Annotated in this window: 19 protein-coding genes and 1 other annotated feature; of the genes, 5 read left to right on the top strand and 14 right to left on the bottom strand. The window is 39.5% G+C overall.

Going from position 1 to position 25583, the window contains the following annotated elements; translation table 11 throughout:
* Positions 1 to 21: 21 nt before the first annotated feature.
* Positions 22 to 1221, bottom strand: coding sequence for a M20 metallopeptidase family protein (locus RCP16_RS04090; protein ID WP_308641724.1), 1200 nt, complete (start codon positions 1219 to 1221; stop codon positions 22 to 24).
* Positions 1222 to 1724: 503 nt separating this feature from the next.
* On the opposite strand from RCP16_RS04090, the gene ftsW reads away from it, so the two are divergent.
* A complete protein-coding gene (gene ftsW / locus RCP16_RS04085) occupies positions 1725 to 2897 on the top strand; it encodes a putative lipid II flippase FtsW (RefSeq protein WP_371748224.1) in 1173 nt (390 codons plus the stop codon).
* Between the two features lie 78 nt (positions 2898 to 2975).
* On the opposite strand, the gene RCP16_RS04080 is transcribed toward ftsW, so the two are convergent.
* The gene (locus tag RCP16_RS04080; RefSeq protein WP_069329026.1) at positions 2976 to 3338 is read right to left on the bottom strand and encodes an Asp23/Gls24 family envelope stress response protein; all 363 of its coding nucleotides are present in this window, start codon (positions 3336 to 3338) and stop codon (positions 2976 to 2978) included.
* A 192-nt stretch (positions 3339 to 3530) separates the two neighbouring features.
* Here RCP16_RS04080 and cax point away from each other — a divergent pair, with 192 nt between their 5' ends.
* Positions 3531 to 4595 carry a calcium/proton exchanger gene (gene cax, locus RCP16_RS04075; protein WP_069329025.1) on the top strand — a complete coding sequence of 355 codons (1065 nt, stop codon included), beginning with the start codon at positions 3531 to 3533 and terminating at the stop codon, positions 4593 to 4595.
* A gap of 72 nt (positions 4596 to 4667) precedes the next feature.
* Here cax and RCP16_RS04070 read toward each other — a convergent pair whose 3' ends face one another.
* The 4 genes from RCP16_RS04070 to RCP16_RS04055 form a co-directional block, all read right to left on the bottom strand.
* Positions 4668 to 4967: an Fpa/YlaN family protein gene (locus RCP16_RS04070; protein ID WP_069329024.1), complete on the bottom strand. Its 300-nt coding sequence runs from the start codon at positions 4965 to 4967 to the stop codon at positions 4668 to 4670.
* Positions 4968 to 5163: 196 nt separating this feature from the next.
* Positions 5164 to 5421, bottom strand: coding sequence for an HPr family phosphocarrier protein (locus RCP16_RS04065; RefSeq protein ID WP_069329023.1), 258 nt, complete (start codon positions 5419 to 5421; stop codon positions 5164 to 5166).
* A gap of 213 nt (positions 5422 to 5634) precedes the next feature.
* Positions 5635 to 6750 carry an aminopeptidase gene (locus RCP16_RS04060; protein ID WP_137220717.1) on the bottom strand — a complete coding sequence of 372 codons (1116 nt, stop codon included), beginning with the start codon at positions 6748 to 6750 and terminating at the stop codon, positions 5635 to 5637.
* A 176-nt stretch (positions 6751 to 6926) separates the two neighbouring features.
* Positions 6927 to 8900 carry a sensor domain-containing diguanylate cyclase gene (locus tag RCP16_RS04055; protein WP_069329021.1) on the bottom strand — a complete coding sequence of 658 codons (1974 nt, stop codon included), beginning with the start codon at positions 8898 to 8900 and terminating at the stop codon, positions 6927 to 6929.
* 400 nt (positions 8901 to 9300) lie between these two features.
* Between RCP16_RS04055 and rpsD the strand changes: the two genes are divergently transcribed.
* Positions 9301 to 9900 carry a 30S ribosomal protein S4 gene (gene rpsD / locus RCP16_RS04050; protein ID WP_069329019.1) on the top strand — a complete coding sequence of 200 codons (600 nt, stop codon included), beginning with the start codon at positions 9301 to 9303 and terminating at the stop codon, positions 9898 to 9900.
* A 142-nt stretch (positions 9901 to 10042) separates the two neighbouring features.
* On the opposite strand, the gene RCP16_RS04045 is transcribed toward rpsD, so the two are convergent.
* Together RCP16_RS04045 and tyrS are read right to left on the bottom strand one after the other, a co-directional pair.
* The gene (locus RCP16_RS04045) at positions 10043 to 12100 is read right to left on the bottom strand and encodes a methyl-accepting chemotaxis protein (protein WP_137220718.1); all 2058 of its coding nucleotides are present in this window, start codon (positions 12098 to 12100) and stop codon (positions 10043 to 10045) included.
* 216 nt (positions 12101 to 12316) lie between these two features.
* Complete coding sequence (gene tyrS / locus RCP16_RS04040; RefSeq protein WP_137220719.1) at positions 12317 to 13570, bottom strand: tyrosine--tRNA ligase; 1254 nt, start codon at positions 13568 to 13570, stop codon at positions 12317 to 12319.
* 93 nt (positions 13571 to 13663) lie between these two features.
* Positions 13664 to 13931 (bottom strand) — a binding site (T-box leader).
* Between the two features lie 173 nt (positions 13932 to 14104).
* On the opposite strand from tyrS, the gene RCP16_RS04035 reads away from it, so the two are divergent.
* The gene (locus RCP16_RS04035; protein WP_308641722.1) at positions 14105 to 17254 is read left to right on the top strand and encodes a transglycosylase domain-containing protein; all 3150 of its coding nucleotides are present in this window, start codon (positions 14105 to 14107) and stop codon (positions 17252 to 17254) included.
* 200 nt (positions 17255 to 17454) lie between these two features.
* On the opposite strand, the gene ccpA is transcribed toward RCP16_RS04035, so the two are convergent.
* Positions 17455 to 18462, bottom strand: coding sequence for a catabolite control protein A (gene ccpA, locus RCP16_RS04030; protein WP_069329015.1), 1008 nt, complete (start codon positions 18460 to 18462; stop codon positions 17455 to 17457).
* A 114-nt stretch (positions 18463 to 18576) separates the two neighbouring features.
* Positions 18577 to 18918, bottom strand: coding sequence for a bacillithiol system redox-active protein YtxJ (gene ytxJ / locus RCP16_RS04025; RefSeq protein WP_069329014.1), 342 nt, complete (start codon positions 18916 to 18918; stop codon positions 18577 to 18579).
* 300 nt (positions 18919 to 19218) lie between these two features.
* Here ytxJ and RCP16_RS04020 point away from each other — a divergent pair, with 300 nt between their 5' ends.
* Positions 19219 to 19746 carry a type 1 glutamine amidotransferase domain-containing protein gene (locus tag RCP16_RS04020; protein WP_069329013.1) on the top strand — a complete coding sequence of 176 codons (528 nt, stop codon included), beginning with the start codon at positions 19219 to 19221 and terminating at the stop codon, positions 19744 to 19746.
* Positions 19747 to 19876: 130 nt separating this feature from the next.
* Here the strand turns inward: RCP16_RS04020 and ptsP are convergent, their stop codons facing one another.
* The 4 genes from ptsP to aroA form a co-directional block, all read right to left on the bottom strand.
* Positions 19877 to 21634 carry a phosphoenolpyruvate--protein phosphotransferase gene (ptsP, locus tag RCP16_RS04015; RefSeq protein WP_308641721.1) on the bottom strand — a complete coding sequence of 586 codons (1758 nt, stop codon included), beginning with the start codon at positions 21632 to 21634 and terminating at the stop codon, positions 19877 to 19879.
* A 2-nt stretch (positions 21635 to 21636) separates the two neighbouring features.
* Positions 21637 to 23511 carry a glucose PTS transporter subunit IIA gene (locus RCP16_RS04010; protein ID WP_069329011.1) on the bottom strand — a complete coding sequence of 625 codons (1875 nt, stop codon included), beginning with the start codon at positions 23509 to 23511 and terminating at the stop codon, positions 21637 to 21639.
* A 264-nt stretch (positions 23512 to 23775) separates the two neighbouring features.
* Positions 23776 to 24207, bottom strand: coding sequence for a CoA-binding protein (locus tag RCP16_RS04005; protein WP_308641720.1), 432 nt, complete (start codon positions 24205 to 24207; stop codon positions 23776 to 23778).
* Positions 24208 to 24282: 75 nt separating this feature from the next.
* Positions 24283 to 25578 carry a 3-phosphoshikimate 1-carboxyvinyltransferase gene (gene aroA, locus RCP16_RS04000; RefSeq protein WP_308641719.1) on the bottom strand — a complete coding sequence of 432 codons (1296 nt, stop codon included), beginning with the start codon at positions 25576 to 25578 and terminating at the stop codon, positions 24283 to 24285.
* Positions 25579 to 25583 lie beyond the last annotated feature (5 nt).

Here is a 25583-nt window from a genome sequence, read left to right as displayed (position 1 = left end):
ATAGCATAAGCCTAGAACAGATTAGAAGTGCTTTTCCAAAAATGGTATTTCATCCTGCTGTTCCAGATAATTTTCAGCCATAGAGACTAAGATTTGGGCTGCATTCAGCATCGCTGCTTCATCAATATCGAATCTAGGATGATGATGAGGATAAGTAATCCCTTTATCTTCATTACCAGCACCTACAAAAATAAAACAGCCCGGCACTTGTTGAACATAGTAAGAGAAATCTTCAGCAGGCATCATCGGTGGTGTCACCTGAACTTGTTCTTCTCCAAATACGGCTTTAGCTACTTGGAAAAAGCGTTCTGTCTCTCCGGCATGATTCACAAGCGGTGGATATCCCATCATATAATCAATTTCTACTGTTGCTCCATTCATAGCGCAAGTATGCTGAGTCACTTCTTCGAACCGTTTGCGAATAACAGCACGGGTTTCTTCATCAAACGTCCGCACTGTCCCTGTAATCCGGCACGTTTCGGCAATAATATTTTTGGCTGTTCCACTATTGATCGTTCCGATCGTTAACACAGCAGGTTGAAGAGGATTCACATTGCGACTGACAATCGATTGTAACTGTACTACCAATTGCGCGCCTGTTAATACACTATCCACCGTCACATGAGGAATACCGCCATGACCACCTTTACCTGTAATATCGATCACAAAGTCATCTACAGATGCCATGATCGGCCCTGCTGCACTTGCTAACGTGTGTACTGGCAAAGGCGACCATAAATGAACACCGTAGATGACATCGACTCCTTCAAGCGCACCTGCCGCAATCATTTTTAACGCTCCACCCGGACAGACTTCTTCTCCCGGTTGGAAAATAAGACGAATTTCGCCTTTCAAAGTATCTCTATTTTCACTGAAATAACGAGCTACTGCTAATAATCCTGCGGTATGACCATCATGTCCACAAGCATGCATGACACCTTCAACTTGTGAAGCATACTCACATTCTTTTTCATCTTGAATCGGTAATGCATCAATATCAGCACGTAGCGCTACTGTTTTGCCGGGCAGACTTCCTTTAATTGTACCTATCACTCCGGTATCGCCAACACCGGACTGTGTGTCAATACCAAAGGCTATTAATTGGTCTGCTATAAATTTCATTGTATTGTGTTCTTGATAAGATAACTCAGGGTGACGATGAAGATGCCTGCGCCATTCTACCATATCTGGAAATAAAGCTTCCCAATTATAATTCCCCATCTGCTCTTCATCCTTTCAATGTGATTCTCGTTATTTCATTATACACATATTGGTAAGTTTCAATACCTGTGTGTTGGTTAAATAATAGTTTATATGACCAATTTCTGTTTAACCGTAACATATTTGCTTGATAAGTGCGTCAATACAGCTTTTCAAAGCTTGCGCCTACCTACAAAACGTACTATCATGAAAAGTGAACTTAACCATAATTTTATATGATAATACAACATATATACGTTTTTTATTACAAAAGGAGGATTTGTGCATGAAAATTAGCAGTTTGTTAACTGCCTCTATGAATGATGACCTGTACATATCCGTTCTATCCTTGGAGACTCGTTATGAATAAAATCAGACATACTTCGCAACGAACACTAAACAACCAGACTACAGCCAATCGCTATCGGAATACAAATACCCAATCAAGTTCCAATGTGCGTAATATACAGCAACCTGCGCAGACAATCACCAAAAAAGGGGCTCCTGATTTTCAATTGTTAATCATGACCGTCATTTTGGTCTGTTTCGGTATTATTATGGTCTTTAGTGCAAGTTCAAGCATCGCATGGACGAACAAAAACTATAACTTCGACTCCTTGTATTTTACGAAAAAACATATTTTATACGCCGTTATTGGTTTGGTCGGTATGTTTTTTGCTATGAAAGCTCACTATAGTAAATATAAAAAATGGTTTGCGCCCTTTTTTCTGATTACTTTAGCGCTATTGGTTATCGTTCTTATGATAGGTAAAGAGTTGAACGGTGCTCGAAGCTGGTTGAATATTTTTGGATTTTCACTTCAGCCTTCTGAATTTGCCAAATTAGCTGTTATTTTGTATTTAGCGGCTCTGATCTCCAAAAAAGGAGATAAACTTAGAGATTTACGCAGTGGTTATATTCCAGTCATGGTTGTTGTAGGCTTAATTGCTGGCTTAATCTTTTTACAAAATGACTTAGGTTCTTGTATGATTTTGGTCGCAACAGCAGGTTTAATTATTTTTGCTGGTGGCGCTAGTGTCAAACATATTATGGCTTCTGTTCTTTTATTGGTTCTGGGAGCATCACTTGTACTCGGTATAGGTGCCCTCTTTAATCATGATGATAACAGCAGTAATGAAAGTAGCTACAAAGCAGGACGGATTGAAGCGTTTCTTGATCCCATGGCTGATGAAAAAGGAAGTTCTTATAACCTTGTTCAATCGCTAACTGCTATTGGAGTGGGTGGATTTACAGGCTCAGGCTTTGGTCAAAGTATTCAGAAGCTTCACTATCTTCCTAACCCTTACAATGACTTTATTTTTGCCGTCATTGGTGAAGAATTCGGATTTATAGGCACCAGCTTATTCTTATTGTTATACGGGTACTTTATCTGGCGAGGCTTGTTTATCGCTTTGCGATGTCCCGATATCTTTGGAACACTCGTTGGAGTCGGTATTATGAGTCTGATCGCTATTCAAGCGTTTATTAATATCGGTGGTGTTACGAATACGATTCCTATTACAGGGGTTACATTACCATTTATCAGTTATGGAGGTACATCATTAATTATGATGATGACCAGTATGGGGATCATGTTAAGTATTTCTCGCGAAACGAATCGGGTAGCTAGTGAAAAAGCACAAACAACAAATTCACGCATAAGTAGTCGTTCTTCGGTCTCTATGCGCATGAAATAATAAAATAACTGCATACAAAGTAAAAAAAACGACGGAGATCATATCCGTCGTTTTTTTATATGGTTAGACTTGAGATTTCTACAAAATATCGTCTTTAAAAGCGACGCCTTCTACTTTTACATTCACTTCAACCACTTTAAGTCCGGTTAAATTTTCTACAGCTTCACGTACATTTTGTTGAAGCATGCGGCATACTTCATGAATCGGAGTTTCGTAGAGAACAATAATACGCAGATCAATCGCTGCTTCCAATTGTCCGACTTCTACAGTCACACCTCTTTGTACATTTTTACCACTTAGACGTTTGGCAAATCCATCGGATAATCCTCCAGACATAGCAGCAATACCTGGCGTTTCTAACGCGGCCATGCCCGCTACTTTTGCTACGACGTCATCGGCAATTTTGATACTACCCATTTCCAATTGTAATGATTCGGTCATGTCCCATCCTCCTCTAAAGCTTAAAACTTCATCTGTCTAAATAACTTCATATCGAGCTGATGTTTTCTTCTCTATTGTATCAGCATTCGAGCAAAATCTAAACTTTATCCGATACAATCGGTTTAAATACCCTACTGTTTTGGTTATAATGTTAAAGAATTTACATAAAATATATAGAAAAAGGGGTGCACAATGAAGAAACATTTATCTACTATTTTATTAGCCATCTTTTTTGTGTTTAGTGCTATTGCTCATTATGCACATTTGAATCCTATTCTACAATTTGTAGTATCGGCTATTGCAGTTATCTTAGTCGCAGGATTTCTAGGACGTGCTACGGAAAGTGTAGCTCATTATGCAGGACAACGTTTGGGTGGATTTCTGAATGCTACATTTGGTAATGCCGCTGAGCTGATTATCGCTATTATGTTGCTACGTGAAGGATTATACGATATGGTCAAAGCCAGCTTAACTGGTTCGATTATCGGTAACCTATTGCTGGTATTGGGTCTTAGTATTTTTGCAGGTGGAGTCAAACATAAAGTACAGAACTTTAATGTGGCATTAGCTAATATGAATGGTTCATTGATGATCGTAGCTGTGATTGCATTATTTGTTCCTGCTTTATTTTTAAATACTCATTCTATTACGCCTCAAGAAGTCGATACACTTAGCTTAATTGTCGCAGGATTGTTGATTGCTGCTTATATTGCATGGTTGATCTTCTCGATGGTGACACACAAAAAGTATCTGGAAGATGTCAAAGATCCCAAAGCACCTGAAGATCATGAGCAACCAAAATGGTCTAAAAACAAATCAATCTTGTTTTTAGTGGTGGCTACAGTGATGACTGCATTTGTCAGTGAATGGCTTGTCGGTACACTTGAGACATTTACGACAGACTTTGGATTCAGTGAACTATTTGTCGGTGCATTCGTTGTTGCCATTATTGGTAATGCGGCTGAACATAGTGCAGCTATTATGTTAGCGATGAAAAACAAAATTGGTGCATCGGTTGAAATTGCAGTAGGTAGTAGTCTACAAATTGCTCTGTTTGTTGCTCCTGTACTGATTTTTGTTAGCTTTTTCCTAGGCAATACGATGGATATTGTATTTACGACACTTGAACTGGTCGCTATTATGGTGTCTGTATTTATCGCCAAATCCATTATTCAAGATGGTTCGACCAACTGGTATGAAGGATTACTATTATTAGTCACTTATATTATTCTGGGTGTATCGTTCTATCTCGTCTAAATAATATTCCAAACCAAAAAACGCCTGTACCCTCAGATGAAGGTACGGGCGTTTCTATGTAACGAAAGTCTGCTACTCAGCAGACTGTTGTTTATTATTCATAGCTTCGTACAATACAGATAAATTACGTTCCAAGTTGCTGATTAACTGTTTGCCTACAGGCTCAGAAACAAATCCGGCACGAATCGCAAAATCTACTTCTTTGGAAAAGCCGTATACTTGAGTATCCAGAACTTCCTCGTACAGAGGACAGTAACGAGTATCCAAATTCTCCATCTGTATTTCAATTAATTTTTCAATTTTATTTGCATCTTCTTGTAGAAGATTCAATGCTTTTATATTCAACTGTTCTTGTAAATCAGATGAAGTCATGCTCTTCCCCCCCATGTTCGAGAATCGTCAGTCACTACTACTCTTAATATTAGACGAAATTGGAGGCTAATACAAGAACCCCTAACGAAATTAAAGGAATTTACCTTAGATTTTAACAATTGATTCGTAAATCTATTTAAGATCGATTCCAACAAAAAAATGCTGACAATCCACAAGGGATCATCAGCACTCTTAATCATTGACCTTCTGCAAGTTTTACAGCAAGTCCATGTTTTTCAAAAGCAGCAACGACTGCTTTTTTAGCTTCTTCTTCGTCTGGTCCATGTACATGAAGCTCATAATCTTGGTTTTTTACAAGTGTTGTAAATAGTCCCAAAATACTTTTAACATCAATAAATTTAGATTCATGTTGTAAAACAATAGAAGAAGTGAACTGACCTGCTGTCTGTGCGATTTCAACTACTGCGGCATTATTCGTATTACTTGTTGCCATTTGAGAACCCTCCTACTCCGACTAAAATTTTTCAACAATTCAGGTTTTCCATTTACATCATAATTGAATACGCTTTCTTATGCAACCCATTTCTTACTTCTGGTAAGAGTGATAAATAGAGGTTATCTTATCGGGTTAGCACATAAGATGCTCACACCAATATATAACCTCTTTTACCATTTTCAATCTTTTACTGTAGATTCAATCCAAATATTATTTTAAGTTCTCTGGATTAAGAGCTTCCAATTCTGGTAAAACAAAGATTCCATCTTTACGAATCAATACATCGTCAAAATAAATCTCACCGCCACCGTATTCTGGACGTTGAATAAATACAAGATCCCAGTGAATCGAAGAACGATTACCGTTATCTGTTTCTTCATACGCTTGTCCTGGTGTGAAGTGGAAGCTACCTGCGATTTTCTCGTCAAACAAAATATCGTTCATTGGATGCAAAATGTGTGGATGGAATCCAATCGCAAATTCTCCGATATGACGAGCACCATCATCTGAATCCAAAATGCTATTTAATTTCTCTGTATCATTACTTGTTGCTTCAACAATTTTACCATTTTCAAAACGGAATGTGATGCCTTCAAACGTCGTTCCGTTATATACAGTTGGGGTGTTGTAGCTAATAACGCCGTTAACTGAATCACGAACCGGCGCGCTGAATACTTCACCATCAGGAATATTACGTTGACCAGAACATTTTTTAGCGCCGATATTTTTGATAGAGAAGCTCAAATCTGTATTTTTGCCGACTAGGCGTACTTTATCTGTACGAGTCATCAATTGTTCCAAAGCATCTTGAGCTTTATCCATTTTAGCGTAATCTAGATTACATACATCAAAATAGAAATCTTCAAATGCTTCTGTGCTCATACCTGCGAGTTGCGCCATACTTGCATTTGGATAACGAAGAACGACCCATTTAGTATGTTTAACACGTTGCTCACTATGAACCGCATGTTGGTAAATGCTGTTATATAGCTTTTGTTTGTCATCAGGAACATCGGATAGATCATTAATATTCTCACCTGCACGAATACCGATATACCCTTGCATCTGCTTCATACGTTCCAGATCAAGTGCAGCCCATGTATTCATACTTGCTTCTGTTGCATTCATCAACATAGCACGTTGTACTTTGCGATCTGTTAATTGAACAAAAACATTACCGCCTCTTTCGCCAATCGCATGAATCACTGCGTTCAGTAGATCACGCTCTGTACCGATCATTTCGACCAATACATTTTCGCCTGGTTGTACATCAATTGAATATTCAACCAAATTTTTGGCTAATACTTTTACTCTAGGATCTTGCATAGTATATCTTCCCCTCTTGGTGTTTTTTTCAAAACATTTTTTTGAACAACGGTTAATTATTCAAAAAATATTGTATCATGATGTTAAGTTTCTTGTCTTCATCTGTCCTTATAAAATAAAAAAGTAGCTCTATGATCTATAGCTATTCGCCATATACCGTTAGAACTACCCTTTGGTTATTCTCTTGGACTCTCATCAATACATATACGATTCCGTCCGCTTTTTTTCGCTTGATACAGTGCCATATCTGCACGATAGAACAAAGATTCTACACTGACTTTTTGATCTTCTCGATCCCACGCAGCAATTCCGCAAGAAACGGTCACGGTTGGATGAGTTTCATTTTCGATTTTTTCACGAATACGTTCAGCGATCACTTCTGTCTTCTCTGCATCAATCTGTGGGAAATACACGGCTAACTCTTCTCCGCCCCATCTTGCCGCAATATCACCTTCACGAATAGAAGACTGAATGATTAAGCTCACCTGTTTGAGAATCTCATCACCGATCTGGTGACCATACGTATCATTTACCTGTTTAAATTTATCAATATCTACCATTAGCAAAGCACCGCTATCCTCTTTACTTTGATAGCTTTGAATCTTTTCATCCAGATAGCGACGTAGATACAACCCTGTAAGCGCGTCACGGCTTGCCATACGTCTTACTTCATCATGTAGAGTTGCATTATCAACCGCGAGCCCAATATGCGTTGTAATGACTTGTAGCAGCTTAAAATTGCCATATGAAAAATAATGACTTTTACGGTGGCCCAAAAAGATCGATCCTTTGACTTCGCCACCACCGATTAAAGGAGAAGCAATCATTGAGCAAGAACCCGATGCATTCATAAATAAAGATTCCAGACTGGGATTGTTACAATAATCTGATAAAATCACCGGTTCTTTGGTACGGTAAAGTAAACCGGTATATCCATGATCTTTGCCTACTGACTTACCTTCCATACTTGGAACGTTGCCTGTTACGACTTCGAACTGTTCGGTTTCTGGATTCAGATGGAGTACAGCCACCGTTTCTGCTTTGAATACGTCTAATAACTCTTTGCCTGCGATATCAAAAATTTCATTCAATTGCAGACTTTGATTTAACCTTCTAGTGATTTCATTGATCAAACGTAGATCTTCATTGAGCAATTGCGATTGTTCGTATAATTTAGCATTTTCAAATGTACGTCCAGCCGCTTCTGCCATAATGCGCATCAGTTCAATATCTTCTTCTTCTAAAGGATAATCAGACAACAAATGAAAAACGCCATAGATCGCTTGCTTGCCACTTAAAGGAATCGCTACTTCCATTCGATCAGACAGCCCTGAAGATTCTGAATGCACTTCAATCAAGGGCTGACCTGCTGTAAAAGCACGCACACACATATCCTCTTTAGGATTTTGCAATAATAAAGGTTTGACCTTGGGATTGTTACTCTTATTGTCCTGAGATACCAGCAATTCAAATTCGACTTGCGGATACATCTGACCCACAATAGCAAACAGTTCTGTAATCAACGCATCGACTTCAAATTTGTCATGCATACGTTGAATGACTTGGAATAAGACGGAACGGCGCTGGGCTTCACGTTCTGCCAGCGTTTTGGAATGTAGCATATCGGCTATAAATGTATATTCAAAACGCCGATAAAATAAACTTTTATAATGTAAAACAAGCATGTTAATTTCTTCTTTAGATAACAACTGGGATTGATTACATAATTGAATACAACCCATCATTGCAAATGGTTTTTGATGATGACGTGTATAAATAGGAACAATTGTAAACTGATACTGTTCCTGTTGATATTCAATAAGATGCTCATTAGAGATTGAACGATCTAAGACTGCTATATCTATCTGTGGTATCAAGTGATCACTTGTCTGATCTCCGCCTATATATTTATGCATATGGTTAAATAAAAACCAATGTGCATTACCTATCCGTGTTTGAGAACTATTCTGTTGTTGCCAATCACTAAGGCTTTCTTGCAACAACGGTTCGATATACGGAAAATCTTCAGGACTAATATCCAGATTTTGAAGCCAGAATGTGTTATCAGTAGTTGATACGACCGGATAGGAGGCATGTCCTTGTTCGGTACGCCAGGCTTGCACCGGATAATTCCATTGATTGTCTGACATATAAAATGCCTCCTCTCACAACGAATGTAAGTCACTAAATGTCTTAACATTAATACACCCATTCTACAATTTTATACTATAGTTTGCACTCAATATTTAAATTCAATACTACCTCCATAAAATTTTACATAAACAATATCAACAAACCTATTGACGACAGATGATTGTTTCCTATATAATTTATTATTGATGAAGACTGGATAGACTTTAATTTGGGGTAACGTTGTTTCACCCTCACGCTTTTTGTTGCTAGCAAGACTGCGGCTGAACATTTTTGCTAGTAGTACGCTTCCTATCCAAGCCTACGACAAACAAAACGCGGCAACATGAATCACAGACCCAAAGCCCCGGAATGTTTATTTTCAAAATAAAACTTTAATTACGAAGGAGCTTATTATAAATGTCACGTTACACTGGTCCTAAATTTAAATTAAGTCGTCGTCTTGGTATTTCCCTAAGCGGCAATGGTAAAGATTTGAAACGTCCTTTCCCTCCAGGTCAACACGGAGCGAACCAACGTCGTAAAATGAGTAACTATGGTATGCAATTACAAGAAAAACAAAAATTGCGTCACATGTATGGTTTGGGCGAAAAACAATTCCGTACTTTGTTCTCTAAAGCTCAAAAAATTCAAGGTATTGCTGGTGAAAACTTCATGTTCTTGCTAGAAAGCCGCTTGGATAACTTGGCTTACCGTATTGGTTTTGCTAACAGCCGTGCTGGAGCACGTCAATTGGTATCCCACGGTCATATCACTGTTAACGGTAAAAAAGTAGATATCGCTTCTTACTCCGTAAAACCAGGTGATGTTATTGGTCTTCGTGAAAGAAGCCGTAGCTTGTCTTCTGTTAAAGAAGCTATCGAAAACCGTTCACACTTGCCTGCTTATGTTGAGTACAACGAAAACGCTGTTGAAGGTAAATATATCCGTTTGCCAGAGCGTTCTGAATTGTCTCAAGAAATCGACGAAAAACAAATCGTTGAGTTCTACAACCGTTAAGATTTAAATCCAAAGCTATCAGAGTTCGCTCTGATAGCTTTTTTATTTGTCTATATACGTGAATATAGCAAACCCCCATCAGTAATCACCGATGGGGGTTTTATATTTCTTTTATTATATGATCTCACCCTATTAAATGTTATTAAGTTCGGAACTTGGAAATCAATTCATTTAAAGAATCCGAGACTGCATCTAATGATTGCGCAGAAGCTTCAAGTTTCTGTAACGATTGCGATTGTTGTGTAGAACGTTCTGTTGCACTGGCTGCTCGTACTGCTGAAGATTTAGCAATATCAGCTAGATTATTGAGAGAAGCAGTAACTTCTTCTGCTCCAGCTGACATCTGCTCGGATGCAGAAGATACTTCTTGAATCTCACCCGCTACACTTTCGATATCCTCACTAATCGAAGCAAACATCTGCTTCGTATCTTCGAGCATCGTAATTCCTTCTGTGACTTGTAAAGATCCGTCTTTCATCCCACTGACTACCGCAGACGTCTCTGCTTGCATAGAAACGATCTGCTCTGTAATCAACTTGGCAGAGTCTCCAACATTATTAGCTAGATTACTGATCTCTGAGGCTACTACAGCGAACCCTCGACCTGCTTCTCCTGCTCGCGCCGCTTCAATAGAAGCATTTAACGCCAGCAATGTAGTCTGCTTGTTAATCGATTGAATCATATCTATAATACTGCTGATTTGTTGAGAGCGTTCATTAAGCGAAGCTGCCATACGTCCTGCTTCATCCATTACTTCTTTGGCTCTATCAATCTGCTCTACTGCTTTGTTCAGACGATTATTCCCTTGTTCAGCTTTCTGTTCAATCACAACTGTAGCTTCCGATACTTCTTGTACCGATTCAGCGATCCGTTGTACGCCAATAGCCATTTCTTCCATTGCGACTGTACTTTCATCTGCTGCTTTTAACTGCAAGTCGGCTCCATTTTCCATCTCATGCAATTCTTTTACATTATGCCCTGCATCGGTTGCCGCCATAGCTGAATCTTGAGCAATCTGAGCTGCGGCATTTTGAACCATGGTGGATTGTTGATTAAGATGCGCCATGATCCCACTTGTCGATTCTAATACTTTATTAAATTCGGTAGCCATTTGTCCAAATTCATCCGCTCGTTGATTAGACAAGCGTTCAGAATAATCGCCTACAGCCATTTTACGACTTACGTCTACTACTTTACGTGTTTCACGAATCAGTCCTATATTATTCCACAAAATAGCAGCACTAATTACAATAATACCTATGGCTCCTACAATCAGTAGAATATGTAACAATTCTTGAGTTGGCTGTTTAATTTCAGAATCTGGTAAAATAACAGCGATTTTCCAACCTGTCTCTGCAACAGTTGCATAGAAAATCGTATTCAACTCTCCTTGAATATTTAATACGGTATTGCCTGTTTGATTTTTGTTCATCAAATTAGCTACGGTTTGAATACCATCTATTTTCTCATCTTGTAACGGAGTATCTTCTACAATCTCTTTTCTTCCACTTGCAAGTACTTCACCTTTACTACTGATTAAGAATGCACGACCTGCTGTGCCTATTTTGAGATTGTTAATATAATCTTTAATATTATTCATACTCACATCGGCGGCTACTATTCCTAATACTTGCCCATCATTATTACGAATCGTTTTTCCTGCTGTAATCATCTTCATTTTGCTCACAGAATCGGTAAAAGGTTCTGTATAATAAATCTTATCAAAATTGTTCAGTGTACCTGTATAGTAAGGCTGTGTTAAATAATCATAAGCTGGATCATCATATTCTGTAGTGGTATTAATTTTGTCTCCATCTCGTACCGCATATATCGAACGATACTTTACGCCTTGTTCATACGCATTCTCAGCAAAGAAAATACCAGTTCCATACGTAAATGAACTTAACATTTGCCAGCGTTCTGCTAGCTTGAAATAATCGGGAACGCTAATTGTATTCCCTAACTCTCCAGTAGCGGCGGCGAGTGATGATACAATCATCGAATTCTGTTTTAACTGACTGTTTAAATTTTCGTTCAAGCCTGTTAATGTTGTTGCAGCATTAGTGTTGATTTCGGTATTGAGTTTTTGTTTGGCAAATTGATACGATAGCGCACTAATGAGCACAAGAGCAATAATAACAATCGGGAGTAGCGTTAACAGTGTGCGAGCTTGGATGCTTTTAAACTTAAATCTACGCAATGTAATTACCTATCCTCTCTATATCTATAATAAAATCCACATTCTACTTATATCGACAAATTGATACATAAAGTTAACAGTTTCATTTTGAGATATTGAACGAACAATAGATAAAATAAGGAGTATATGCTCAAAAATCTATAAACAAGTACAACAAAAAAACCTTTATCATCACCGAAGCGATCATAAAGGTTTTTGTTTTTGAATTAAGCTGGATTAAGCTTTTTTGATTTTAGCAAATTTACGTTTACCTACTTGAACAATATCACCATCAGCTAGTTCAATACTTGCATTTACATCATCATGCTTTTGTTCGTTGATTTTGAGTGCACCTTGTTGAATACTGCGTCTAGCCTCACTCGTAGATGTTGCAAATCCAAGCGTCATTACCAGTTTGATCAGCCCGATTTGTCCATTTTCTAGTACACTCTCGTCCAATACTACTTCTTGAATATCATCAGGTAATGCACGTTGCTGGAATACAGTTACAAAGTGATTTTTTGCAGCTACTCCTGCTTCTTCATTATGGAACATACGTACATAATTTTGTGCCAGATTCATTTTGGCATCACGTGGATGTACAGAACCATCTGCAAGCCCTGCTTTGAGTGTAGCCAAATCTTCATTCGAAATATCTGTTGTTAACTCATAGTACTTAAGCATCAATTCATCCGGTACACTCATTGATTTACCAAAGATTTCATTCGGCTCTTCATCAATGCCAATGTAGTTACCCAGACTTTTACTCATTTTTTGAACACCATCTAGACCTTCGATAATAGGTAAAGTAATCGCAACTTGAGTAGCTTTACCGTATTCTTTTTGCAGTGTACGTCCCATCAATAAGTTAAACTTCTGATCGGTACCCCCAATTTCAATATCACTTTCAAGAGCTACCGAATCCATCCCTTGCATTAGTGGGTAGAAAAATTCGTGAATACTGATCGGCTGACCGCCCTGGTAACGCTTCGTAAAATCATCACGCTCTAGCATACGGGCTACTGTAACTTTAGCTGCCAAATTTACCACATCGGCAAAATTCATCGGACTTAGCCATTCCGAGTTAAAGTATACTTTCATTTTACTTGGATCAAGGATTTTGGTGATCTGTTCTTTGTATGTCTCTGCATTGTGTTTAACCTGTTCTTCTGTTAATTGCTTACGTGTCTCTGACTTACCTGTAGGATCACCAATACGTCCTGTAAAGTCACCGATAATTAATTGAACATGATGTCCCAATTCTTGAAATTGACGTAATTTCTGCAAAACAACAGTATGACCGATATGAATATCCGGTGCAGATGGATCTAGACCTAATTTGACTGTTAATGGCTTGCCTGTTGCTACAGACTTGATCACTTTCTGACGTAATGCATCTTCAGGAATAATCTCTGCTGTTCCTCGCTGAATCACACTTAATTGCTTTTCGACTTCTGCTTGTTGCGCTGACGTTAATTCTTCCCATTTCATTATTCATTTGCTCCCTTATTCGATAGTATACGGATCACTTCCGCTGGAGTGCCTGCTTGAAAATGCGCATCAAAAAAGACCTACCCATCCCCATAAAGGGACGAGCAGGCCTCGCGTTACCACCCTAATTAGAAGACTGATCCTATACCTATATTGATAAAATCATAAGATATATTCAGCTTCTCACTTCATTATATATAACGGAATCTTCATTCCGGCTTGATATTATCAATAAAACTACTAATATCAAACGACTCCAGACCTGTAATTCAAAGGAAGTCCGCTTGCCGATTTGCACCAACCATCGGTTCTCTGAGAACGGTAATCTCCACTTCTACTGGGTGTCTTTCTTCGTCTTTGTGTTATGTAATTGTAGATTGCTTCAACGTATCACTTTTATAACATACCTTTTACAAACAAGTCAATGCTTGTTCACATCCGACTTTGTGCCCATCCTGCTTTTATCGGTCATAAGAAACTGATTATAGCGTAATTTTTATGATATAATAGTGGCTGGTAAAAGGGGGAAGTTACATGGCTGAAAAGAAGGACAAGCGTCCAACAAATAAGTCCACTAGCAAGCATGCTAGATTCCGCAAATTACTCACTATTTTGAAATGGGTAGTTATTGCTGGGTTTGCCATTTGCCTGTTTGGTGGAGGTATTTTGATGGGCTACGTTTCTTCGATTGTAAAAGACGAACCGGTGCGTTCGCGTGAAGAAATAGTCAAAAAAATCAACGAAAATGCAGTGACCGGTTTTGCTTATTTTAATGACGGTTCCCCGATCGGACAACTTCGTACAGAAGAAGATCGTCGATTGGTGACTTATGAACAGATTCCTCAACCTGTCATCGACGCCATTATTTCCATAGAAGATAATCATTTTTATGAACATAAAGGTGTTGACATGAATGGTACGCTGCGTGCTGTCAAACAGCGTGTACTGAATGAATCCGTCCAAACCGGAGGTAGTACACTTACACAGCAATTGTCGAGACGGGTCTTTTTGAACTTGGACAAAACAGATGATCGCAAAATTAAAGAAATGTTGCTTTCTCTTCGGATCGAGCGCTTTATGACCAAAAATGAAATTTTGACTGCTTATTTGAACAAAATGCCTTTTGGTAAAGGTTCAAGCGGATACAATATTTTTGGGATCAAAGCAGCAGCTAAAGGTATTTTTGCTGTAAACGATCTCAGTAAAATCAATATCGCGGAAGCCGCTTATATTGCAGGTCTACCTCAATTGCCAACCGCTTACTCTGCTTTTGACAGTAGCGGTAAATTCAATGAAAAAGGATTTAAACGTGCAGTCGGCAGACAACAACTGGTTCTTGAACGGATGAAAGAGCTAGGTAAAATTACAGCTAGTGAATATAATGAAGCAATTAACTTTGATCTCAAAAGTTCACTCGCCAAACCAACAGCCAAAGCGTATTCTCAATATCCTTACTTAATGATGGAAATTGAACGACAAGGCGCGCAAACAATTGTAAAAATGGAAAATCCAGATTTGGATATGTCCACTCTGTCTTCTGAAGAACGAAATCAACTGTTTGAAGATGCACGTCAGAAATTGTTAACTGGTGGTTATCGTGTCTATACAACGATTAACAAAACAGTCTATAACACGATGCATGAAGTCGCTGAAGATAGTAGTAATTTCTCACCCGACAGTAATACCAAAGGCAAAGAGCAAACTGCGGCTATGATGATTAATCATAAGACAGGCGCTATTCTTGGTATGATTGAAGGTCGTAGCTTCCAGGAAGAACAGATGAATTATGCTACTCAGATGACAAGGCAACCGGGTTCTACAATGAAGCCGATCGCTGCTTATCTGCCTGCTCTAGACGCAGGTCTGGTGCAACCGGCAAGTATTCTGGATGATGCACCAATTATTTTGAAAGACGGCGGTAAAGGCTATCATATCCCTGCAAACGCGAACGGACGCTATCAAGGTCTAGTCACTGCTCGGACTGCATTAGATGAATCGCTAAATATACCTGCCCTCAAATTATTTAATCAAAAAGTAGGTATTGATAAAGCTTGGGCATTTTCCAAAAAATTAGGTATCACTACGATTCAAGATACCGATTACTCTGCTCAAACCGGAGTACTGGGCGGTCTTAAATATGGAGTGACTGTAGAAGAATTAACCAATGCCTATGGCTCCATTCCGAATCAAGGGATATTCAATGATGCTTATATGATCGATAAAATTGTTGATCCGTATAACAAAATCGTTTACAAACACAAAGCTGATCCACAACGAGTCTTTTCGAAGCAAACCGCTTATCTTATGACCGATATGCTTCGCAGTGTTATCACAGATTCTCGTGGTACAGGGAGAACGATGCAGACCTTATTTAATAAATACGGAAAAATACCGATTGTCGGTAAAACCGGTTCTACTCAGAACTATGCTGATGTCTGGTTTATGGGCTTCACACCGGATATTACACTTGGTGTATGGGCAGGTTATCGTGAGCCTGTAAATACCTTGTCCGAGGATGGTAAAAAGCGTGCTCGTACCTTATGGGCAACGATTATGAACAAAGTTACTGATAGTGATCCCGAGTTGTTCAAAACCGATGCTTTTAAAAAGCCAGATGGTATTGTCACACAGACAGTGTCTGGATTTAGTGGTAAATTACCAACATCGGCTACACGACAATCCGGTAATCTAGTGACCGATATTTTCAATGCTAAATATGTACCTAAAGACTTTGATGATGGTGTAGCTTATGCGAAATATATTACGTACAATGGCGTAAATTATATTCCTCAAGATAGCACACCAGATGATATGGTCAATCAACGTACAGTCGTCAAACGGGAAATGCCTATTTCAGAATTAATCAAAGATCTGCAACATGCTCTAGCTAATATGTCAGGTCCTAAATATGCGCTATGGCGTTATCTTCCTGAAGATGCAGGTACAGATGCTCCAACTCGGATCGATCCAAGGCAAGATGATGGTGGGTCACCAAATCCACCAACTAATGTGCGCTTATCGACCAGTGGTAGCGATGCGCGAATTACCTTTAACTCAGGTGGTTCAGGAGATGTGGTAGGTTACCGTCTGTACCGTTCATCCGGTGATGGTTCTTATCAATATCAGAAGTCTGCACAGCTAGGTAGTAGTCAATTTAATTCATTTGTATCTGCAAATGGTAACTTCTCTTTCTATGTAACAGCCGTTGATGTCGGTGGACATGAATCGAGTCCAAGTAATACGGCGGATTACAGTGCAGCACCAGTACCGGTAGAAGAGCCTGATGAAGGCACCTTATTACCAGATGGAACGACTGAAGAACCTGCAACGGATGGCACGACGCCACCAGCAGAAGGCGAATCGACTGAGCCTGCTACAACTACCGAAGAAGCGGCTCCTGCTAAAGCAAAAGCAGCGCCTTCGGCTCCGTCTTCACTTAGCGCTAAAGGCGCAGGTAAAAGTGCAGTCGTGATCTCTTGGGGCGCTCCATCGCAGACTGCCACTAATTACAAAGTATACTTTAGCAAAACAAGTGGGGGTCCGTATAATCTAGCTGGATCAACACCAGATACCAAGTTCCAATATAATTCCAGTCGTAAAATTGATGGTTGGTTTTATGTAGTAGCTGTTAATGAAAGTGGTTCTTCTTCTCCATCATCACCTGTTCAGTATAAAGGGAAATAAACTAAAAATAGATTAATTGAACAGCGAGTACCGATTTAATATTTATCGGTACTCGCTGTTTTTCTTTTATTAAAAATTGTAATCAACCATTAATATCTATCAAGTTAGTTCCGTTGGGTAGGTATAGTCTAAAGATATAACAAAAAAAGCATCCTCTCCTTAAAGGAAAAGATGCTTTTGATTATTGCGGATATTCAATATTAGTTTAATTGATTGACAGACAAGCGTAGGATGGTTTCGTGTGGCAAAATAACACGAGTGTTCTCTACGTTTTCTTTTTTCATCAACTTCGTTAACAAACGCATAGCTACAGCACCTAGATCATACATCGGTTGAGCTACAGTCGTTAACTGTGGACGTACCATCGAAGCTAGACGAATATTATCTACCGAAATAATAGAGAAATCGTCTGGTACTTTCAAGCCTTCATCTTGAATGCTGTGAATCGCACCAATCGCCATTTCATCTGTTGCTGCAAAAATAGCCGTTGGGCGCTTTTTCAGACCGATAAAATATTTCATAGCTTCTACGCCAGATTCGTAACGATAATTACCGATACGTACCCAGTCTTCTTTATATTCAATATTTGCTGCTTCTAATGCTTTTTTGTATCCTTGGAAACGAGAATATCCATTTGCAGGATCTTGTAATGTACCACTGATCATTGCAATTTCACGATGTCCATGACGAATCAATGTATTCACAGCATCAAAAGCAGCTGCTTCATGATCGATATCTACAGATGGAATCAATCCATTCTCATCACGAGTGGCACACAAAACGATAGGTACAGCTGAAGATTGGAATGCTTGCAAATGATCTTCTGTAACGGTTCCGCCCATAAATAACAGACCATCTACTTGCTTCTCTAGCAATGTATTCACTACACGAATTTCTTTTTCTTTTTTCTTATCTGCATTACAAAGAATAATATTGTAATGATACATATTTGCGATATCTTCTATCCCACGTGCAATTTCTGCAAAGATAGAATTTGAGATATCCGGGATAACAACGCCTACTGTTGTTGTTTTCTTACTAGCAAGTCCACGTGCTACTGCGTTAGGGCGATAACCCAGACGCTCGATCGCTTCATAAACTTTTTTGCGCGTTTGCGGCTTCACGTTGGGATTATTATTCACTACACGAGATACTGTAGCCATAGATACTCCAGCTTCACGTGCCACATCGTAAATGGTTACTGTCACGGTCCTTCTCTCCATTACCAATAAATTTTCTTCATGTTTTCAAGAATTTGCTTCATTTTTCATTTAGATTCATGATACGCTAAAATACTATGACTTGCAATCATTGGTTATCGCTTAAGATAGCGCTTCACGTAGCGAACTGACTGTAATCTTAGAATGAGAGGTGTTCCAGATCGGCTCGCCATTTTTAACCAAAATCACTTGTGGTGATTCGTGCTTCAATTGCAGACTTTCTGCTACAGCGTTAGATACATCGCGATTCTCCACTACATAGACCAAACCATAATCAACATCTTCGCTTGGATTACTTTCCAAATACGATTTAAATTCATTATAAGCGCCAGCGCTAATCGGACAACGAGTACTATGTTTAAAAACAAGCAGTGGTTTTTGTGTTGTATGATTCAATGCTTCTTGTAACTGATCGGTTGTAGTCATCTGAGTTACACTTGCCATTATGCACACATCCCCTTTTGCTATTAATTAATGTAAGAACGTTTTCATGAATAACTATCATAAGTATCTTAACAAATAACAGTGTAAAAATCCATTTTTTTGTCATTGTTAACGTTTTTTTAGCTGAATTTAATGAAATGTAATTTTCATATTCACTTTCTTTTCATAGTTATACCATTGCTTTTCATTTGACCTCTTTTGATCCATGTTCATTATTTTGATACAATGAAGCCGAATAAACGCAGTTGAGCTATCGGTATGATGATCATTAATCAATATAATTCTGAAAGGAATGAGAATATGAGATTAGCAGGTAAAAAAGTGATTGCTTTGGTCGATGAGGAATTTGAAGATTTGGAACTATGGGTTCCTGTATATCGTGTACGTGAAGAAGGTGCTGAAGTTCATCTAGCAGGTGCAGATCGTGGTAAAAAGTACATGGGTAAATATGGAGTGCCTGCTGAAGCAGAATATAGCTTTGACGAATTAGACAGTGCGGATTATGATGGCATTCTTGTTCCCGGAGGATGGGCACCAGATAAATTACGCCGTTATCCTAAAGTATTAGAATTGGTACGAGAAATGCATGAAGCTCGCAAGCCGATCGGTCAAATCTGTCATGCAGGTTGGGTACTAATCTCAGCAGGTATTCTACAAGGAGTGACAGTTACTTCTACACCAGGTATTCGTGATGATATGGAAAATGCCGGTGCTACTTGGAAAGATGAAGCTGTTGTTGTGGATGGTCATATTATCTCAGCTCGTCGTCCGCCAGATCTTCCTCCGTACGGTAAAGCATTTTGTGATGCTCTGGCAGCAAAAGTGTAACTACAAACTCTCTTTTGGAGCAAGCATATTAAATTGGAATCACCGTACACTCTAAAGTAATATACAAAAAAGAAGCAGACCTTAAACTACATGGTCTGCTTCTTTTTGTATCATTTGATATGGTACTTATTTATGAAGTTGAAGAAGCAAATGAAGCATCCGAATCTGTTAATGTATTCATATAGTGTTGAATGCCTTCTTCGATCGCTTGCGATGTTTTTAATTTCATCCATGACAATGCTTGATGAGAAGCTTGCTTGGAATCGGTATTCAATATGCTCTGTTTGACCCGCAATAACGATTGAGGTGACATGCTTAGATGATCGACACCCATCTGTAACCAAAATGGAATCGAACGTTCATCTCCAGCCATTTCTCCGCATACACTTACAGGTATACCTTCTGCATGAGCAGCTTGAATCGTACTCCGAAGCATCCGTAGCACAGCAGGATGATACGGATTATACATATGGGCAATATGTTCATTCATACGGTCAACAGCCAGTACATACTGAACTAGATCATTGGTACCGATACTGAAAAAGTCACATTCTTCAGCCAGCAGATCAGCAATAGCAACAGCCGCAGGAATTTCGATCATAATACCGACTTGAATATCACGGTTATATGGCATTCCACGTTGATCCAATTCATCCATTGCTTCACGGAGAATTACATTCGCTTGTTGTACTTCTTCTACCGAAGAAATCATCGGATACATAATTTTGACTGCACCATAAGCACTTGCACGTAATATCGCCAGTAATTGCGTTTTGAACAAGTCCGTATGTTCTAGACAGATTCGAATCGCTCGATAACCGAGGAAAGGATTTTCTTCTTCAGGTAATGGGAAATAATCCAGTTCTTTATCTCCACCAATATCGAGTGTGCGAATAACGACTGCTTGTCCTTTGGCTTTTTCAGCAACTAACCGATACACTTCGAATTGCTCACGTTCACTTGGAAAAGAAGTGCGATCCATATACATAAATTCAGTACGGAATAATCCCACACCTTTAGCTCCATTTTTCAAAGCAATATCCAGTTCTTTAATCGAGCTGATATTCGCTGAGAGACGCATAGGAACACCATCTCTAGTAACTGAATCTACTGTAGACAACATCTCTAACTGCCGTTTACGGCGATCCTGAGCAGTTCTAATTAGCTTATAGTGTTCGATTGTTTTTGAATCAGGGTGAACAATGATTTTACCATTATCCCCATCGACAATAATCATTTCACCGGTCTGAATTGGTGGATCTAATTGACTTTCCAATCCAGAGACAAGCGGAATCCCGATCGCTCTTGCCATAATAGCCGAATGAGATGTTTTTCCACCTAAAATGGTAGCAATACCGAGTACATTATGTGGATTCAAATGCACCAATTGCGAAGGTGATAATTCTTTAGCTACCAGAATATAAGGTTGTGTATCTGTAGGCAACGTCACTTCAGGCGCACCTAGTAGATGTTTGAGTAGGCGGTTACCTACATCTTTGATATCAGCAGCACGTTCTTTCATATATTCATCATCCAGTAAATCAAACATCGTTACAAAATGGTTAATCGCTTCTTGTACAGCCACTTCTGCCGCTTTGTATTGACGTTCAATAATACCGCGAATCTCATTCATAAATTCAGGATCTTCCAAAATAGCTAAATGAGCATCGAAAATGCTTGATTCTTCGGGGCCTGCGATTTCCTCGAATTCATTTTTCATGAGCTCTATTTCCGTTTTGGATGTACGAATCCCTTCATATAAACGCTCAAATTCTTGTGCAAGGTCTGTTGGATCTAGACACTGATCCGGCACATCCCATTCCCAAGTTGGTAATACAAATGCTTTTCCTATCGCTACTCCACCAGCAGCTGCAATTCCTTTGATCATGTTTAGTCCCCCCCACCGCTCTTATCATGCAATACTACCGACATTACAGCCCCTTGTCCTTTTTTCACATTTTTAAATGGAGCATAACTCCATGATCTGACACGATCAGGGTTAGTAATAACCATCGGAGTCGCAAGTGACGGTGCGTTTTTTTGCAATGTTTCCAAATCAAATTTGATCAATAACTGTCCGGCTTCGACAACATCTCCAGCAGCAACAACCGCTTCAAAACAGCCTTTTTGCTGAGAGGTATCAATACCGATATGAAGCAATATTTCAACACCTTCGGTTGTGCCAATACCTATCGCATGCATTGTAGGATACAAATGCATAATCGTTCCGGCTACCGGTGATACCAATTCACCACTTTCAGGTAAAAAGGCTACACCTTCACCGACTAATTTACCTGCGAAAATCTGATCAGGCACTTCAGATAAAGCAATCATTTTACCTTGTACAGGTGCACAAAATTGAACATGTGTCAGATCGCGATCCATCAACTTCCGAATCTCTTCACGAATCAATTCAGAATACGTGCCGAATACGATTTGTACATTACCGCCACCTAATTTGATCAGTCCGGCTGAACCTAACGACTTCAGCGCACGACTATCTATCGCACGGTCATTGACTACCGTTAATCGCAATCTTGTAATACAAGCTTCCACTCTGACAATATTTTCTTTGCCACCTAATGCTTGCAAGATAAGCGGAGTCTGATAAGGTATATTACCCACCCAATCGCCTAATGTAGAAGCTTCTTCACGACCAGGTGTTGGAATCCTAAATCGCCGAATCGCAAAGCGGAAAATAAAGTAATATGCCAGTCCATAGGCTATTCCAATCGGAATCAACATCCATGCATTGCTGGACAAATGATAATTCAGCACATAATCAATCGCTCCTGCTGAATAGGAGAAACCATGATGAATGTCTAATGCATAGGTGATCCACATCGCTAGTCCAGATAACACAATATGAATACCGAATAACCATGGCGAAGCAAATAAAAATGCAAACTCAATCTGCTCGGATACCCCTGTCAAAAAACAAACGAGCGCCGCCCGCATAAATGTTTTACGCACTTTGGGCTTCAAATCTTCACGTGCTTCTTGAATAATAGCAAGAGCTGTCGCTGGTAATGCAAACATCATCACAGGATATAAGCCTGCCATATAGATACCTGCTGTCGGATCCCCACTGAAAAACCGTGGCAAATCACCCTGAACAATATCTCCATGCGTCTCATAAGACCCAATTTGGAACCAGACAATATTATTTAATAAGTGATGCAATCCAAAAGCGGAAAGAATACGGTATAACGCTCCATATAAAAATAACCCGAACCCGCCCATCGTAGACAATCCCCAGGTGAGTCCATTTAAAAGATGTTGTAATATCGGGGCGAACCATAACATGCCATAAGCAAATACAGAAGAAAATAACCCCATAAACAGCAAAACAAAACGCGATCCGCCAAAAAACTGGATCGCTTCGGGAAGACGTACATTTTTGAATCGCCTGTACACTGCCCCGGCTATGATACCCATCATGATTCCAATCAATGTGGAAGGCTGTATCAAATCACTGCTAAAATGCTTGGTCACCTGATCATATAATGCCATTCCGGCAAAAGCGGCAAGTCCTGCAGTTCCGGCTTGATTAGCCAGTCCTAAGGCAACACCTATCGCAAAAATAAACGGTAAATAATGAAAAATACTTTGACCTGCTATCGTAGCTACCTCAGAAACGACAGGTAAGCCCCATGCTCCCCATGGAAGGCCTCCTACACTGAGCAAAATAGCCGCTGCCGGAAGTACCATGGTAGGAAGCATAATTGCTCTTCCGAACTGTTGCAGGGAACCTAGCCAATTCAACGCGCCCTCCCCCTTCCTATACCTGATGGTACGCTGTAGGCCATGTTTTGTCAAAGCGGCTCCATATGATAGAAATGCCATGATTTCCTCATTTTTATATATAACATACACCTAATTGTTCATCTATTCTATATCTATTATGCAAAAGATATCGAAAAGACAAAAAAATATAGAAAAGCCTGAGATTGGATCAACCGGCTTTTCTATATTTTGATGGAGTACTTCATTTTTATCGTATATTTCAAGACACTTATCTATAATTGATTAAGCTCGTACAGGACGTACAATCGCTTCTTCTACTTTGATGCAGCGATCCATAATCATCTGGATACCCTTTTCTTCTGCTATTTGTGCGGCTTCGTTATTCACTACACCTAATTGTAACCAGATCGTCTGGGCATTGACCTCTACCGCTTCTCTAGCGATGTCCGCGCAATACTCACTACGGCGGAATACATTGACCATATCAATCGGTTCAGGAACATCTTTAAGGCTCGCATAGCAGGTTTCGCCTAGAATCTTCTGCCCTGCTGCTTGTGGATTAACAGGAATAATACGATAGCCTCGATTTTGCATCGCTGCGGATACCATATACGATGTACGATCCATTTTGTCAGATAATCCAACGACTGCGATATTGCCTACATTTTCCAAAATCGTTTTAATTTCTTCTCGTGAAGGATTAGTAAAAGCCATCTTCATCTTCCTCCTTGATCTGTATTTAATAGAGAACAGTACGCTGATTAATTCAAGCTATACCTATTGCTTATATTAACCTTGTACCCATTCTATATTAGCGCCAAGCGCTTGGATGTGATCAAAGTACTGCGGATACGACTTCGCTACATGATGAGCATCACGAATAACGATCGGTTGTTTGGCACGTAAGCCTACAATAGACAGCGCCATAATAACACGATGATCATAATGAGCATCAATCGTAACGCCACCTTCTACTCCTTCAGGACGACCATGCACGATGATCTCTGCTTGACGCTCTTCTACATTAGCACCTGCTTTGCGAAGTTCTGTTAAATAGTCTGTGATCCGGTCGCACTCTTTATAACGCAAATTTTCTACATTATAGAAGCGTGAAGTGCCTTCTGCAAATACAGCCGCTGCTACCATCGCAAGTACAGCATCTGTAGCCGCATCGCCATCAAATTCAACCGCTTTAAGTACGCCTGTTCCTTTGACATGTACAATATCATTTTCATGGGTTAATGGAACTTGCATCATTTGTAATACATCTACGACTGCTTTTTCCCCTTGCTTACTTTCTACAGGTAAGCGATGAATAATCACATCAGACTTGGTGACTGCCGCTGCTGCAAGTACAGCTGCTGATCCCGGATAATCGCCTTGCACCGTGTAGGATTGAGCTACATATTTTTGACGACCTGGTACTTTGTAAGTCATCAAGTTTTCACTTGCTTCAATCGTAATACCAGCTTGCGCTAATACTTCAAGTGTCTGTCCTACAACGACTTTGGACTTGAGATCATGTAGTACTGTAATTTCACTATCTTCTTCTAATAAAGGAGTCAAAAATAACAATGCACTTAAATACTGTGAGCTGACACTACCCGATACAGTAATCTTGCCACCACGCGGCTGACCTCCACGTATCGTAATTGGTAGTCTTCCATTCTGGTGTTCTACTTCGACACCTAATTGACCCAAAGATGTAATCAGATCATCATGTGGACGTTTCCCTAGTGAATCTGGATATGTATTCACAAACGTCACTTCAGGGCATAATGCAGCAATCGCCATCAAAAAGCGTAATACCGCTCCAGCATTACCTACATTTAACTCTTTCACATCTACAGGCTTGCTCCCGAATCCAGTAATCACTATTTTCTCATCATCTTCTTCTAAAATGGCTCCCAAATCACGAATACAACGACGCATTGCATCACTATCTTCACTGTGTGCAGGGAAATGAATCGTACTTGTTCCTTCTGCTAAAGCAGCTACTAGCAAATAACGTGTAGTATAATTTTTAGAAGATAACGCTCCAATTTCTCCTTTGAGTTCAGGGGTAGGGGTAACAATAACATCCATAGTTT

Origin of the sequence: Paenibacillus nuruki (assembly GCF_963311185.1) — a bacterium.
Classification (GTDB): Bacteria; Bacillota; Bacilli; order Paenibacillales; family Paenibacillaceae; genus Saccharibacillus; species Saccharibacillus nuruki.
This window is presented reverse-complemented; position numbering and strand designations above follow the sequence as displayed.

Bases quoted from the DNA above. Each gene is read 5' to 3' on its own strand.
- RCP16_RS04065 (WP_069329023.1), bottom strand. From the start codon at position 5,421: ATGGCAACAAGTAATACGAATAATGCCGCAGTAGTTGAAATCGCACAG.
- RCP16_RS04070 (WP_069329024.1), bottom strand. From the start codon at position 4,967: ATGACTTCATCTGATTTACAAGAACAGTTGAATATAAAAGCATTGAAT.
- RCP16_RS04060 (WP_137220717.1), bottom strand. From the start codon at position 6,750: ATGCAAGATCCTAGAGTAAAAGTATTAGCCAAAAATTTGGTTGAATAT.
- RCP16_RS04090 (WP_308641724.1), bottom strand. From the start codon at position 1,221: ATGGGGAATTATAATTGGGAAGCTTTATTTCCAGATATGGTAGAATGG.
- RCP16_RS04020 (WP_069329013.1), top strand. From the start codon at position 19,219: ATGAGATTAGCAGGTAAAAAAGTGATTGCTTTGGTCGATGAGGAATTT.
- aroA (WP_308641719.1), bottom strand. From the start codon at position 25,578: ATGGATGTTATTGTTACCCCTACCCCTGAACTCAAAGGAGAAATTGGA.
- cax (WP_069329025.1), top strand. From the start codon at position 3,531: ATGAAGAAACATTTATCTACTATTTTATTAGCCATCTTTTTTGTGTTT.
- tyrS (WP_137220719.1), bottom strand. From the start codon at position 13,570: ATGAAATGGGAAGAATTAACGTCAGCGCAACAAGCAGAAGTCGAAAAG.
- rpsD (WP_069329019.1), top strand. From the start codon at position 9,301: ATGTCACGTTACACTGGTCCTAAATTTAAATTAAGTCGTCGTCTTGGT.
- RCP16_RS04055 (WP_069329021.1), bottom strand. From the start codon at position 8,900: ATGTCAGACAATCAATGGAATTATCCGGTGCAAGCCTGGCGTACCGAA.
- RCP16_RS04035 (WP_308641722.1), top strand. From the start codon at position 14,105: ATGGCTGAAAAGAAGGACAAGCGTCCAACAAATAAGTCCACTAGCAAG.
- ptsP (WP_308641721.1), bottom strand. From the start codon at position 21,634: ATGATCAAAGGAATTGCAGCTGCTGGTGGAGTAGCGATAGGAAAAGCA.
- RCP16_RS04080 (WP_069329026.1), bottom strand. From the start codon at position 3,338: ATGACCGAATCATTACAATTGGAAATGGGTAGTATCAAAATTGCCGAT.
- RCP16_RS04005 (WP_308641720.1), bottom strand. From the start codon at position 24,207: ATGGCTTTTACTAATCCTTCACGAGAAGAAATTAAAACGATTTTGGAA.
- ftsW (WP_371748224.1), top strand. From the start codon at position 1,725: ATGACCGTCATTTTGGTCTGTTTCGGTATTATTATGGTCTTTAGTGCA.
- ytxJ (WP_069329014.1), bottom strand. From the start codon at position 18,918: ATGGCAAGTGTAACTCAGATGACTACAACCGATCAGTTACAAGAAGCA.